At 44.1% G+C, this 13932-nt stretch carries 11 protein-coding genes; 5 read left to right on the top strand and 6 right to left on the bottom strand.

The window, feature by feature from the left end; translation table 11 throughout:
* Window positions 1-19: 19 nt before the first annotated feature.
* The 4 genes from CWO27_RS00570 (at window position 20) to CWO27_RS00555 (ending at window position 4173) form a co-directional block, all read left to right on the top strand.
* Window positions 20-913, top strand: a complete 894-nt coding sequence (locus tag CWO27_RS00570; RefSeq protein ID WP_048661046.1) for a DMT family transporter — start codon at window positions 20-22, stop codon at window positions 911-913.
* A gap of 193 nt (window positions 914-1106) precedes the next feature.
* Window positions 1107-2756, top strand: coding sequence for a peptide ABC transporter substrate-binding protein (locus tag CWO27_RS00565; RefSeq protein WP_107898352.1), 1650 nt, complete (start codon window positions 1107-1109; stop codon window positions 2754-2756).
* A 407-nt stretch (window positions 2757-3163) separates the two neighbouring features.
* Complete coding sequence (locus CWO27_RS00560; protein ID WP_019822926.1) at window positions 3164-3667, top strand: acyl-CoA thioesterase; 504 nt, start codon at window positions 3164-3166, stop codon at window positions 3665-3667.
* Between the two features lie 233 nt (window positions 3668-3900).
* Window positions 3901-4173 carry a hypothetical protein gene (locus CWO27_RS00555; RefSeq protein WP_048661044.1) on the top strand — a complete coding sequence of 91 codons (273 nt, stop codon included), beginning with the start codon at window positions 3901-3903 and terminating at the stop codon, window positions 4171-4173.
* A gap of 635 nt (window positions 4174-4808) precedes the next feature.
* Here CWO27_RS00555 and malG read toward each other — a convergent pair.
* The 3 genes from malG to malE all read right to left on the bottom strand — a co-directional run bounded on the left by malG (window position 4809) and on the right by malE (window position 8548).
* Complete coding sequence (gene malG / locus CWO27_RS00550; RefSeq protein ID WP_019822930.1) at window positions 4809-5699, bottom strand: maltose ABC transporter permease MalG; 891 nt, start codon at window positions 5697-5699, stop codon at window positions 4809-4811.
* 11 nt (window positions 5700-5710) lie between these two features.
* Window positions 5711-7282 (bottom strand): maltose ABC transporter permease MalF, encoded by a 1572-nt coding sequence (malF, locus tag CWO27_RS00545; protein ID WP_017060049.1) that lies wholly within the window; start codon window positions 7280-7282, stop codon window positions 5711-5713.
* Window positions 7283-7363: 81 nt separating this feature from the next.
* Window positions 7364-8548, bottom strand: a complete 1185-nt coding sequence (malE, locus tag CWO27_RS00540) for a maltose/maltodextrin ABC transporter substrate-binding protein MalE (protein WP_048661042.1) — start codon at window positions 8546-8548, stop codon at window positions 7364-7366.
* A 665-nt stretch (window positions 8549-9213) separates the two neighbouring features.
* On the opposite strand from malE, the gene malK reads away from it, so the two are divergent.
* Entirely contained in the window at window positions 9214-10326 is a 1113-nt protein-coding gene (malK, locus tag CWO27_RS00535) for a maltose/maltodextrin ABC transporter ATP-binding protein MalK (protein ID WP_017060047.1), read from the top strand.
* A gap of 223 nt (window positions 10327-10549) precedes the next feature.
* On the opposite strand, the gene CWO27_RS00530 is transcribed toward malK, so the two are convergent.
* The 3 genes from CWO27_RS00530 to CWO27_RS00520 all read right to left on the bottom strand — a co-directional run bounded on the left by CWO27_RS00530 (window position 10550) and on the right by CWO27_RS00520 (window position 13861).
* Window positions 10550-10750 (bottom strand): hypothetical protein, encoded by a 201-nt coding sequence (locus CWO27_RS00530; RefSeq protein WP_017065689.1) that lies wholly within the window; start codon window positions 10748-10750, stop codon window positions 10550-10552.
* A gap of 209 nt (window positions 10751-10959) precedes the next feature.
* A complete protein-coding gene (locus CWO27_RS00525) occupies window positions 10960-12876 on the bottom strand; it encodes a methyl-accepting chemotaxis protein (protein WP_107898351.1) in 1917 nt (638 codons plus the stop codon).
* 241 nt (window positions 12877-13117) lie between these two features.
* Entirely contained in the window at window positions 13118-13861 is a 744-nt protein-coding gene (locus CWO27_RS00520) for a Crp/Fnr family transcriptional regulator (RefSeq protein WP_102432317.1), read from the bottom strand.
* Between the last annotated feature and the right edge of the window lie 71 nt (window positions 13862-13932).

The raw sequence follows: 13932 nt of genomic DNA, 5'->3' as shown, positions 1-13932 counted from the left end.
CATTTGCGACGGAATTCACATGCATTATCTCTTACCATTTTTTACAGTCTGTATCTGGGGCGCCAATGCAATCGTCAACAAGCTTGCTGCAAGCACCATAGAACCTAGCGCGATGAGTTTTTACCGCTGGTTTTTTGCGATGTTAATTCTCACGCCTTTCTGTATTCGCCCGGTGATGAAGCAGTGGGCTGTCATTAAGCCAAACCTATCGAAATTAGCGTTCCTCGGCTTTTTGGGCATGGTGTTGAACCAATCTCTAGGTTACTACGCAGGCTTAACCACAACCGCTTCAAACATGGCATTGATCACGTCTTTAGTCCCGTTGATCAGTGTATTTCTGAGCGTTCCTTTGTTGCATAAGTCCATTTCTAGTTTGAGTATTGTGGGTGGTGTATTGTCACTGTCAGGCTTAGCTCTGATGTTAGGTAAAGGCGATCCTTTGTTCTTCATCCATCAAGAATTGACCCAAGGCGATGGCTATATGCTGATTGCGGCCTTTGTTTATGCTTCTTACTGTGTGCTCTTGAAACGCTGGAAAATGCCAATCAGTAGCTGGGTGGTGATTTACATTCAGGGTCTGTTTGCTGTCGCGATGCTTACGCCACTTTGGCTTACCAGCGAACAACTTTTACCACCGCAACAAGCGATCCCATTGATTGCTTACGCCGCAGTTGCCGCTTCGATTTTAGCACCTTGGATGTGGGTGAAAGCGATTGACACCATTGGTGCTGACTCAAGCGCGATGTTCATGAACTTGCTTCCGGTTGTTGCGATCGTATTAGCTGCGACATGGCTTGGCGAAGAAATTAACCAGTTCCACATCATTGGCGGTGTGATGGTGATTTCAGGTGTCATTCTTGCTCAAATTAAAAGAAAACCAAGGCTTGAGGCTCCTCTCCCTCAACAAAGCTAAACGCATCATCCAACGCTCACTTTAGGGCAAATATTCAAACTCACTTTTCTTACTGTGCCTACTCCGAAGTAGGCACTGTTGTTTTATTCACAAGTCTTTCAAATGCTTTTAATACGCGTTCATTGTGGTTGCAACATGTTACCGACTCAGGTTTAATGCATTGAGTACTGTTTAAGTTGTAAAAGGAATTACAATGACTCAACCAACGATCCCTGTGATCATCTCGTCTCTACTTGCTTTGTCATCTGCTTCAAGCTTTGCTGCCACTGTTCCTGCTCCTGCTAATACTAATGCACCATTAGCTGAAGAACTATTAGCTGAGGAACAACATTTTGTACGCGGCAACGGTGCAGAGCCCAACACACTAGATCCTAGCTTCGTAAATTCAGGCATGCCCGGTGACATCATCGTCAATGATATGTTTGAAGGCTTTGTGATTGAAAACAGTGACGGGCAAATCATCCCAGGGCAAGCCAAAGAATGGTCTATCAGCAAAGACGGCAAAACCGTGACGTTTGTATTGAAAGAGAACCTCAAATGGTCAAATGGCGATCCAGTCACAGCGTCTGATTTTGTGTTTGGTTGGCAGCGCGCAGTGTCTCCGAAAACAGGTAATAACACGGGTTTTGTTTTTTCTACGGCTAACATAGTGAACGCTAGCGAGATTCTATCAGGAGATATAGAGCCCTCTAAGCTTGGCATCAAAGCATTAGATGAGCGCACGGTTGAGATTTCACTTTCAAAACCTACGCCCTACTTTATGAGTTTAATGAGCATCAAGACCTTTTTCCCTTTGCCTGCTGAGTTGGTTCAAGAGAAAGGCGACCAATGGACTCGCGCAGAAAATATCGCGACCAACGGTGCTTACACTTTGAGTAAATGGGTGCCAAATGAATACGTTGAAGTCGAGAGGAATCCAAATTATTGGGATAACACATCGACAATCATCAACAAGGTGACCTATTTGGGCTTATCATCTCAAAATGCTGAGCTTATCCGTTATCAAGCGGGTGAAATTGATATGACCAATCGCGTTCAGCTTGAGTACTACCAGAAATTAATCCAAGAAAGCCCTGAGCAGATCAAAGCGCAAGCTCTACTAGGCTCTTACGTCTATTCATTCAATACACGTCAAGCGCCGTTTGATGACGTCAGAGTACGCCAAGCACTGAGCATGGCCGTCAATCGTGAGATTCTGGTCGAGAAAGTTACAGGTCAAGGTGAGCCAGAAGCATACAGCGTGACGCCGAATAATATTCCTGACTACACAGCGCCTTTATCCGAATTCAATTCTCTAGACAGCGAGCAGCGTTTAACCAAAGCCAAAGCTCTACTTGAAGAAGCGGGATACAACGAAAACAAGCCTCTCAAGTTTACCCTTACGTACAACACCAGTGAGAATCATAAAAAGATAGCGATCGCGATTGCATCGATGTGGAAGCCACTTGGCGTAAAAATTGAGTTGGAGAACATGGAATGGAAAGCCTATGTTGCAGCGAAAGGGAGTGGCGACTATCAGCTGGCTCGCTCATGGGCATTTGGTGACTATCCAGAGCCTTCTGCACTGTTAGAAGCCTTCACTTGTGACCACACAGCAAATGAGAGTGGCTACTGTAATCCAGATTATGATGAGCTCTTACAGCAAGCGAGTAAAACGGAAGATCAGTCTAAACGCTTTGCTTTATATCAGCATGCTGAGTCGTTACTCAACGATTCTGCAGCAGTTATGCCTTTATATCATTACAACCACACACGATTAGTGCGAAATACACTAAAGGGCTTCCCAAACAATAATCCGAAAGGAAATATCTACGCGAAGGATCTATACTTTGTAAAACAGTAAAAGTGAGCTGATAAGAAAACAATAATAGCTACCACTTTAGTAGTAACTAAGATACAGTCACTTTAACTAAACCAAATCAACAGCGGTTAGTTGGCTAACACAAAAAAGGTACCGACATGAGTACCACACGGCTTAGAAACACCTAGCATTGCGCTAGGTGTTTTTTTTGTAATCGACCTATCTAGTGACTTAATCAGTATTTCTAATCTTTTGCTTGCTATGACTTCATCCATGTTTGCCATTCGCCTCATACACCTTTAAACACCGATATTCATCAACTGATCATCTGTTTGAAAAAAATTGTCTTAACCGTGAGATTATCCGCTTTAACTTATGTCATCTTAAGTATATTGTTATTAGTAAGTAACAAGCATGTTATGCAGCAAAATAATAATGAAGGAATATAGATGAGCAGTAGCAATAGCCGACAAGATGGCAAACGAGACGTTACTCTGCGTTTTTTAGCTGAACCCGGGGATGTGAACTTTGGTGGTAAAGTTCATGGTGGGGCAGCAATGAAGTGGATCGATTTAGCAGCCTACGCTTGTTCCGCAGGGTGGAGCGGTAAATACTGTATAACAGCTTATGCAGGCGGAATTCGATTCGTTGCTCCAATTCACGTAGGCAACCTTGTGGAAGTAAGTGCAAAGGTCATCTATACAGGTTCATCTTCAATGCATATCGCTATCGACGTGCAAGCCAGCGACCCTAAAGAGCTCAATAACCGCCTAACAACTCACTGTATCGTTATTATGGTCGCTGTCGATGAGAATGGTAACCCGACTAAAGTGCCAGAGTGGATACCAGAGACGCCAGAAGACATCGAATTACGAGATTCGGCTATTCGCCTAATGAACATGCGAAAACAGATTGGTGAAGAGATGGAAGCTCACGTGAAGTACCTTAAGTAAGGTCCACCAGCTCCTCCCCTGCAAACCCTATTACAATGCCAAGCACCTGCTTGGCATTGATCTATTTGATACCTTCGTGCTCTACACAGCCAAATCCGCTGCACACCCAATACAGACAATAAGAGCGTGATACCCAGCCAAAGGTGGCAATGAATCGGTACTTGTTCACTGATTTATTTTGACTGTAATAAAGTCGTCATTTTGCTCTGATTAAATACCGCCAATCATAATGGATGTACTTAAATTTCCCGGAGCCACACTTGAGCGTCACACGCCCCACTCTTAGCGAATCTACACTGAACAATTTGAAGGCTGTTGAGTATCAATGGGTTAGAACTTTGTACGTCGAAGGCTACGACAGCAATGAAATCAACCACTATATCCAGACGTGCTTCGGCGGCGACCCAACGTTTGCGGATCTGTTTCGTCGTGTCGCACTCGATCAAGAGAGCATCTATGTATTACTGCAGCATTTAGGTTGCGCACCTTCAAGCAAAGAGTTCTAGCAGCTAGAACTCATTATCCACATTCTGTAGCTACCCATTCTATGTTCATCCATCCCGGCGTTTTGATCATTAGCTCTCAACTATAACTCCAGTGTAGTTTCATATCCCTGAGTTATAACCATTTAAAACTCACAGCCACATCCCGTTTCTATATGCACTTTCTGTGCAATTTCATGATTTGTTGCATACAAATCATTGAAGTATCACGCATTGGATTATTAGCAATATATCAATAGATCAACAGCCCCTTATACTGAGTGTCTGATTTGTGAGACTCGTTCACGCCTTCAAGTAAGAGGAATGAGTCAAGAAAGGTGTAGGAGAGAAGTGACTCGAAGCTTTTAATATTAAAGCGCTTATCAGCACAATAACGGTGATGGGTACAAGAGTTGACGAGTAAAGCAGACACAAAGACAAAAAAAAGTAGCGGGCATAAAAAAACCCAAGTAAATACCTGGGTTAGAGTTACAAAAACCACTAATCATTAATAGCGTAAGGAACCTGATTAGTAGCCAGCTATGCGTAACCTGAGGGTTATTTTTATTACTGATCGGCGGCCAAACCAAATGATGTAATAAAAATGCCAATATAGAGCGACCTAACGGTCGCTCTTTTTCTTTCTTATAGAGTACAGCTTATCCTTTTACACCACCTGCCGTCAAACCGCCAACTAACCAACGTTGAGCAAGTAAGAACACGATAGTAATCGGAAGTGCTGATAGTACAGCCGCTGCCGCAAAGTCACCCCATAGGTAGTTCTGAGGGTATAAGTACTGCTGCATACCTACTGCTAGCGTATAAGAGTTCACATCTGTAAGTAGTATAGATGCTACTGGTACTTCACCAACTGTTGCGATAAATGACAGGATGAACACAACCGCTAGGATTGGCACAGACAACGGTAGTAGAACCAGTCTGAATGCTTGCCAAGGCGTTGCACCATCAAGGGCTGCTGCCTCTTCCAGAGAGTTATCAATCGTTTCAAAGTAACCCTTAATCGTCCATACGTGCAGTGCAATACCACCTAGGTAAGAGAAGATTAGACCACCGTGTGTGTTCAAGCCTAAGAACGGAATGTATTGACCAAGTTTGTCAAACAGCGCGTAGATTGCTACTAGAGCCAGTACTGCTGGGAACATTTGGAAAATCATCATCGCTTTCAGGATAGTTTCTTTACCTTTGAAGCGCATACGAGCAAATGCGTAAGCCGATGTCGTTGACAGTGCCACGATTAAAATCGATGTAACACCCGCCACTTTGATCGAGTTCCACAACCAAGTCAGTACTGGGAACGGAGGTGACGTTACCGAGCCATCTGCGTTCGTCACTGACATACCTAATGCTAGCTTCCAGTGTTCCAATGACGGGTTATCTGGAATCAAACTACCGGTTGCGAAGTTACCTTCACGGAACGAGATCGCGATGATCATCAGTAGTGGGAAGATAATCATTGCCAAGAAGCACCACAACACTGCATGTGTTGCCCACACTCGGTATTTAAGGCCTTTACCTTGTACCATAGCCATTGTCGTGCTCCTTAATCTTGAGACAGTTTAGTGAAACGAAGGTTTAGTAACGCTAGTGCACCAACCAATAGGAAGATAAGCGTTGCGATAGCACTTGCTAGACCGAAGTCTTGACCGCCGCCGCCTTCGAATGCAATTCGGTATGTGTAGCTTACAAGCAAGTCTGTGTAACCCGCTGGCTCAGAAGTACCAATCATGTTCGGGCCACCGTTCGTCAATAGTTGAATCATTACGAAGTTGTTGAAGTTAAAGGCAAACGCTGCAATCAATAGCGGTGTAAGCGGTTTAATCATCAATGGGAACGTAATGCGCTTAAAGTTATCCAAGAAGTTCGCACCATCGATTGCTGACGCTTCGTATAAATCATCAGGAATCGCTTTAAGCAGACCCATACATAGAATCATCATGTAAGGGAAACCGAGCCATGTGTTAACCATCAACACCATGGTTTTCGCAAGAATCGGGTCTGAGAACCAGTTAGGGCTTAAGCCGAAGATATTCTCTAGCACCATGTTGATCTCACCAAAGCTTTGGTTGAATAAACCCTTAAAGATAAGAATCGAGATAAACGCAGGGACGGCGTAAGGCAGAATCAGTAGAACACGATAAATAGAACGACCTTTCAACTCTTCCCATTGCACGATGTTAGCCAGTACAAGACCGATAACTAGCGTGAACGCTACGGTACATACCGAGAAGATAACCGTCCAAATAAAGATGCTGATAAATGGTTCTTTAATGCCATCATCTTTCCATACACGCTCAAAGTTATGTGTACCAATGCTAACCACGAAACCGGGAGAGATGGTATTACCCGTAAACTCACCGTTTGCATCAACAGGCTGGTAGAAACCCACATCCATATTTGGCTTGAGAACTTCACCCGTTTCATTGTTGATTAACGTTTCTTCATCGTCTTGAAGGGTGTAAAGCGGAGCAACAGAAGCAAACTTACGTAAGCCACTCATGCGGATGTCACCACCGTCCGGTAGATTGAAATCAACACCACTGATCGCTGCTCGGTTTTGGATGATCGCTTTGATCTTCTCTTTTTCACCTTGCGCAGACTCGATGACAGATAAGTCCATCTCTGTTTCTGTCATATTGTCTAGAGAAAATACGTCAGTCGCTAACAGTTGGTCGCCATCTTTTACGACGATCTGGTGACCATCATCTGTCTTGTACAAAGTAAATGGGTAGCTCTCACCGCTTTGGAAAGAACGGTCTAAAAGAACGGTTTGAGTACGCTCAAGAGAAAGCTGGTTTTTCGCGCTGTAGTTAGTAAACGCAAGCCCTACGGTGTATGCCAATGGGAAAAGAATGAACAAGATCATTCCGGCAATACCTGGGTAAATATAACGGTGGGCGTAAGTTTTCTTACTACCAAAAATGTAAAGTGCCAAAGCCGTTAAGATCACTGTAAGCAGCGCAAAAGCGAGCTCACCGCGAGAATACATTAGAATTGTAGCGTAGCCGTTTATTAAGCCAACGCTACCAAGCAACCCCCATTTGATGAAGACGCTTTTACTGCCTGGAAGGCTTGATGGTGCTGGGATAGCATCTGTACCTTGAACTGACTGCATAGAGGAACCTGCTAGCGATATAGATAAAAAATAGAAAAGTAAGGAGAGGTTACCCCCTCCTTAAAAGGTAGTGCTTGGTTGTTACTTAGTCATGCGACCTTCAGCAGCTTTTAGTGCTTGGTCTACTGATTGACGGCCGTCAACTACGTTGCCGATCGCTTCTTCCATGCTGTACCAGAATGTTGTGAACTGAGGGATGTTAGGCATGATTTCACCGTTCATCGCGTTGTCCATCGTTGCTGCAATACGAGTATCGCTGTCTAGTTGACGTTGGAAAGAGTTAAGAGCAACTGCACCTAGTGGCTTGTCGTCGTTTAGGCTCTTCATACCTTCATCAGTTAGTAGGTAGTTTTCCATGAACTCAACAGCTAGGTCGCGGTTTGGAGAAGCAGTGCTGATACCACCCGCCCATACACCAACGAAAGGTTTAGACGCTTTACCGTTGAATTTAGGTAAAGTTGTTACGCCGTAATCTACGCCAGCTTTCTTGATGTTTTCCCAACCCCAAGGGCCGTTAATTGTCATTGCAACATTACCCGCAACAAATTCAGACTCAGCAACTGAGTAATCCATGTCTGCAGAGATAACTTTGTCTTGTACCATCTTCTCGATGAAACCTAGAGACTTCTGAACACCGTCAGTCGCTACGCCCGCATCTTTAATGTCGTAACCTTCTGCAGTCTGTTTGAATGCGTAACCGCCGTCAGCTGCAAGTAGAGGCCATGTGAAGTAAGCGCCGCCACGTAGAGGCCACATGATCGCTTTTTTGCCATCTTTTTTAAGTTCAGCATCAAGTGCTGGGATTTCTTCCCATGACTTAGGAGGGTTAGGAACAAGTGCTTTGTTGTAGATTAGTGAAACTGACTCAACCGCTACAGGGTATGCGATTGTTTTACCTTCGTATGAAACAGCGTCCCATGCGAAGTCTACGATACCTTCTTTAGTTTCTTTAGAAGGTTTGATATCCACAAGAAGCCCTGCTTCTGCATAGCCGCCAAAACGGTCATGAGCGTAGAAGATCATGTCTGGGCCATCGCCAGCTGCTGCTACTTGAGGGAATTTCTCTTCTAGCTTATCAGGGAAAGCAACGGTTACTTTAACACCAGTATCTTCTTCGAAGCGTTTACCTACTTCAGCCATGCCTTCATAAGCTTTGTCACCACCTACCCAGATTGTTAGTTGTCCTTCTTCGATAGCAGCATTTGCACCAAAAGAACCCAGAGCAACTATTGTACCTAGAGCTACAGCGCTTAGAGCGTTTTTCATGTGAATATCCTTTTTATATTTATACGTAGGGCACATCTACCAAGACGAGCCAGTTTTCGGAGGTTATGATCTGAGAAAACAGACCATAGCTCATCATCCTAGCCACTACGCCCTAGCTATTATGGCTTAAATTCGTGATCGCCATCCGGTCAGATTAGAGACTGAAATCACAAAACGTATAGTCATCGTGATCAACATCACCGTTATGTGGTGGATTTATTTGAACTGGATCGCCAATTGAGGATAACCCCATTTATCTACTCCTCCCCTCCTACTCCCCCTAGTTAATTTTCCATTAGGAGGATGTACCCTTACGCTAATTCACCGAAACTGCAGTCATCCAAGAGTGGATAGTAAGAACCCTTTACCGGCAAGTGTTATGCGTTGACGCATTATTCATTTAGTTGGCTTCACTGCTCGCTGGTGTCTTATTATTAGCATCGAGCTAAATCTGTGATTGAATCACGGGGGAGGTTTAGCTGGATGTGGGGGAAATGGACATCAGTTTGGCTATGACGGGTGGGCTTGGTTAAAGAAGCCAAGTCTCACCCACTTTTTTCTTACTCACTCAATACTTACCCATTCCTACAGTTACTGCTGACCCAAAAATTTCTTATAATGATAAGCAGTAAAACTTAAAATTTGATCGATCGAGGACAAGCTAGATGGCGAGTGTCACGTTAAAAAACGTTTATAAATCATATGGTGATGTACAGATTTCTAAGGACGTAACCTTAGACATCAACGAAGGTGAGTTCGTAGTATTCGTTGGACCATCAGGTTGTGGTAAATCGACGCTATTACGCTGTATCGCAGGTCTAGAGGACATTACGTCTGGTGATTTGTACATTGGCGACCAACGCATGAACGACGTTGAGCCATCAAAGCGTGGCGTAGGTATGGTATTCCAATCTTACGCGCTTTACCCTCACCTTAACCTATACGACAACATGTCTTTCGGCCTTAAGTTAGCAAACGCAAACAAAGCTGAAATCGACAAGCGTGTTGAGCATGCTGCAGAAATCCTTCAGCTTGGTCACCTTCTTGAGCGTCAACCTAAAGCACTTTCTGGTGGTCAACGTCAACGTGTTGCGATTGGTCGTACTCTAGTTTCTCAACCTAACGTATTCCTACTGGATGAGCCGCTATCTAACCTAGATGCTGCGCTGCGTGTTCAAATGCGTTCACAAATCACTAAGCTACAACGTCAACTTGGTTGCACGATGATCTACGTTACCCACGACCAAGTGGAAGCGATGACAATGGCAGATAAGATCGTTGTTCTTGATGGTGGTTATGTATCTCAAGTCGGTAAGCCGCTTGACCTTTACCACTACCCTCAAAACCGTTTCGTTGCAGGCTTTATTGGCTCGCCGAAGATGAACTTCATGTCAGTTCACATCGAGCAAGCTGAAGCAGAACGCGTGTTGGTACAACTTTCTAATGGCATGACTTTCTGGATTCCTGTTGACGGGACGACAGTTAATGCTGGCGATCGTATGTCTCTGGGTATTCGCCCTGAACACTTGATGTCTGCTGAATCAGGTGACGCGACGATTGAAGCTGACGTGATGATGGTAGAGAAACTAGGTAACGAAACTCAGGTTTACCTAAACCTTGAAAGTGCTGATGCTGATGTTATCTATCGCCAGCCAGACACGTTGAAAATCGAATCAGGTGACAAGTTGGCGATTGGTATTCCAGCACACCGTTGTCACCTGTTCCACAGCGATGGCCGCGCATGTCGTCGTTTGTACAAAGAATACGGCACAGACTAATCAGTTCGTCTTTTTAGGATATAACTTGCCCATATCGAATCCCTCTTACCTTGTAAGGGGGATTTTTCATTTAAGACGACTAGTTTTACTTTCATTAAACAGATCGCGCGTTGTCTGTTCAGCATAAAAACAAAAAAGGCCTAGCGAATACTAGACCTTTGTCTGTTTGAGCTAAAAGCCATCCTATCTAACCGATAAAGATATAGGCTTGCTCAATTGAAACTTAGTGAATTGGCGTATCACTTGTTTTATTGAACTGGCCAAAATGCTTTTCTAACACTTCAGGTGTCAGTTTGCCTTCCGCTTCTAATCGCTTGAACTCAGCAACAATTGCTTTTTGCTCTTCAAGTGATGGTAGTTTTACCTCAGGCTCATCGCCCATCTCTTGAGTCATCTGCTCTAGTTCTTTTTCAAAATCGCTCATGATACTTACCTAAATATTAAACCTAATCAGATTTTACTCATTTCCGCTCTGTGATGCTAGGTTGATTGAAAGCAAAGCCCGAAACCAGATCAAGCTAAGGTCAGTTAGAAAGAAACAAAACCACAAAATAAAAAGAGCTGGATTCATGATTAAATGAATCCAGCTCTTAGTCTATGCCGCTATCTAAGCCATGTTACAGCTTGAAAGGGTTAAAGCTTAAACGAACCAACCATCTTATCTAGACGAGAAGACAAGTCACGAAGCTCTTGGCTCGCCTCTGCAAGTTGCTCAGCAGTACCGGTTGTCACTTCATTGATTGCGTTGATCTCTTCAATGTTCTGGTTGATGGTGTGAACCACGGTCGATTGCTCTTCCGTTGCCGTAGCAACTTGCGTGTTACGGTCAGTAATATCAACGATACGGTCTGAGATACCACCCAATACGTCTACCGCTTCATCCGATGCAGATACACCCTCAAGGGTAATAACCTTACCTGCACTCATTGCCGTTACCGCATCTTTCGCATCGCTTTGCAGTTGGTTGATCATCTTCTGAATTTCTTCCGTTGAATCCGCAGTACGACTTGCTAGGTTACGAACTTCATCCGCAACGACTGCAAACCCACGACCTTGCTCACCGGCACGCGCAGCTTCAATCGCAGCGTTCAATGCAAGTAAGTTGGTTTGCTCAGAAATATCACGGATAACACCCAGAATAGAGCCGATATCTTGAGTAGTAGAAGCCAGTTGCTCTACTACCTGCCCGGTGCTTTCGATGTCTTGCGCCAAACGGCTAATCGCATCTTTTGCTTTGTTAACCACAGAGCGGCCAACTTCAGTATTACCCGAAGCTTGTGTTGCCGTTTCAGCTGCGGTTGCCGCGTTCGATGCAATCTCGCTGATGGTCATACCCATTTGGTTAATGGCAGCAACCACTTGAAGGGTTTGATCACGTTGCTCTTGGCTGTTGTCATGGGTGATATGTGCTTTATTAGAAACACTCTCTGCTGCCACTTGAAGCGCTTGGCTTGTCGAACACACCTCTTTCATCGACTCGTGAATCTTTTCAATGAACCCATTGAAGCCTTTTGAAAGCTGAGCGATTTCATCATTGCCTTTCACTTCGATACGCTGCGCAAGGTCACCGTCGCCTTCACCTAGGTCGCCGAAACGCTTAGCCAAAAGTTTAATCGGCTGAGTAATGCTGTTCGCCAGTACTACACCCATTAGGATAAACGCTAATGCCACAACCGCCGTCATGATCAGCATCTTTTGTGCCGTCTCATCTAGCTCAGCAAATACTTCGCCTGTTGGTACCACACCAATGACAAACCAGTCCATCGACGACACGTATAAACTCGCAACGAACAGCTCTTGGCCTTGGCTTTCAGTGGTAATCAAGTTGAAGCCTGACTTATTCAGTAGCTGACTGGCTTGAGGGCCGTAAAGTTGTTGAAGTGACGAGTCGCTGCGTGAGCGCTCACGGTGAATTTGTACATCACCTTGGCTATCGGTCAAAAATACAAAGCCTGTATTTTCAATCTTGAAACCGTTCAGCAGGTTAACCATGTCATCCATCGATTTTGATAGACCTGACATCGCCAAACCAGAAGGCTGTTGGTAGTTGGCAAACATCTTCACTTCACCATTGGCTTCTTGGAACATGCTCACCATAGTTGGCTGGCCTGACTGAGTAAAACCGAAGAACCAACCATCTTGTTGTTGGTTTAGCTGGCGTAAGAAACCATCTTGATTCCAGTAGTAAGCTGTTTCACGGTTGGCAACCGATGCATCGTTTAACTGGTATTGGTTACGCACGTTATTCAGTTGTTTAACTAGCTTATTCTCAATATCCGCATCACGTTCAGTCGAATCGATAGCGTCAGAAATGAATTCATTCGAAGCAATTTGCTCCGCTGCCAACAACAGCTGAGAGACTTCACGATCAATTTCACCGTTGATTCGCTCAAGCATTCCAGGAAGCTCAATATCAACCAATCGATGGCTCAATACATCTCTTGCTTGTTGTTGCGCCATCGCACCTACGATGACCGTAGAAGCCAGAACCGCAAAGGTAATTCCAAGTACAACTTTTTGCTTGATACTCAGAGAGTTAGTTTTAAACATATTTGGACCTTTAAAAAGAATCGCTCGTTATTGGTATACCCTGAACAGGACTTTTTTAGTGCACTCCAACAAGCAATGCACAATCTGAGTGATGTATCGGCCACAACTAATAAAACTAGAGACTTTTCTCTCAAAAAATTGCAAATGTGATGTAACGGCTCAATCATTTTCTCTTGGGATAAAGATTATCGAGGTCAATATTATTATCTTATTAGTATTCGCTTGGGTTATTTAATGATGCTTAACACGCTAACCCTTCAGATATGAAGGCATTAAGTTTGTCCTCATTAATGATATCAATGCGGCGATAACCTATTTCAATCATGCCTTCTTTCGCCAATTGTTGGAGAGAGCGGCTGAGTGTTTGACGGGTACACCTAGACAGATGCGCCAACTTATCTTGGGTATACAAGATCGGATTGAGTTCGTTCGGCATCCCATTTAAACGACTGACTAATAACAGTAACTTAGCGACCCGAAATTCATTTTTAAGCAGTACAGATTCTGTCGTCCACTCCATCAAAAGCCGGAATCGAAAGCTGATTTCACGAATTGCAATTTTATAGAGTTCTGGATAACGGTCAGCGATATCTCTCATTTTTTTGACAGGAATAGCCACGACAATCGCATCAGAAGATGAGTAGAAGTTATGGTTGGTCGGTTGTTCATCAAAACAGCCTATCCACGTCAACCAGCTGTTTGGACCTAGCATGGCAATGCACGCCTCATCACCACTTTCACTGTAACTCATCAGTTCGATATGTCCCTTAACCACAAGGCGCATGGTATCGACAGCGGTATAGGCGGAATTGAGCAAAGTCGGAACCTTATAGGCTTCAATTCTTGCAGCACCGACTATCTCTTCAACGGCTTTCGGATGTAGCTGATTTAGCGTGGGATCATGTCTTAACATCAGCTCAAGCATCGAATGTTGTTCTTCACTACTCATCGTAGGAACGAAATTAGAATGTAAGATTTTACACATTGTTCTCATCCAACCCCTGATAGCTTGTTAATTAATTGTTAAATACAGACTAACAATTAATCGAATAAAAA

The organism is Vibrio sp. 10N.286.51.C3 (assembly GCF_003050065.1).
GTDB classification, from domain to species: domain Bacteria; phylum Pseudomonadota; class Gammaproteobacteria; order Enterobacterales; family Vibrionaceae; genus Vibrio; species Vibrio crassostreae.
The sequence above is the reverse complement of the archived record's forward strand: the minus strand, read 5'-3'. Positions and strand labels throughout refer to the sequence as shown.

Bases quoted from the DNA above. Each gene is read 5' to 3' on its own strand.
- CWO27_RS00555 (WP_048661044.1), top strand. From the start codon at position 3,901: ATGTACTTAAATTTCCCGGAGCCACACTTGAGCGTCACACGCCCCACT.
- CWO27_RS00560 (WP_019822926.1), top strand. From the start codon at position 3,164: ATGAGCAGTAGCAATAGCCGACAAGATGGCAAACGAGACGTTACTCTG.
- CWO27_RS00570 (WP_048661046.1), top strand. From the start codon at position 20: ATGCATTATCTCTTACCATTTTTTACAGTCTGTATCTGGGGCGCCAAT.
- CWO27_RS00565 (WP_107898352.1), top strand. From the start codon at position 1,107: ATGACTCAACCAACGATCCCTGTGATCATCTCGTCTCTACTTGCTTTG.
- CWO27_RS00530 (WP_017065689.1), bottom strand. From the start codon at position 10,750: ATGAGCGATTTTGAAAAAGAACTAGAGCAGATGACTCAAGAGATGGGC.
- CWO27_RS00525 (WP_107898351.1), bottom strand. From the start codon at position 12,876: ATGTTTAAAACTAACTCTCTGAGTATCAAGCAAAAAGTTGTACTTGGA.
- malF (WP_017060049.1), bottom strand. From the start codon at position 7,282: ATGCAGTCAGTTCAAGGTACAGATGCTATCCCAGCACCATCAAGCCTT.
- malG (WP_019822930.1), bottom strand. From the start codon at position 5,699: ATGGCTATGGTACAAGGTAAAGGCCTTAAATACCGAGTGTGGGCAACA.
- malK (WP_017060047.1), top strand. From the start codon at position 9,214: ATGGCGAGTGTCACGTTAAAAAACGTTTATAAATCATATGGTGATGTA.
- CWO27_RS00520 (WP_102432317.1), bottom strand. From the start codon at position 13,861: ATGTGTAAAATCTTACATTCTAATTTCGTTCCTACGATGAGTAGTGAA.
- malE (WP_048661042.1), bottom strand. From the start codon at position 8,548: ATGAAAAACGCTCTAAGCGCTGTAGCTCTAGGTACAATAGTTGCTCTG.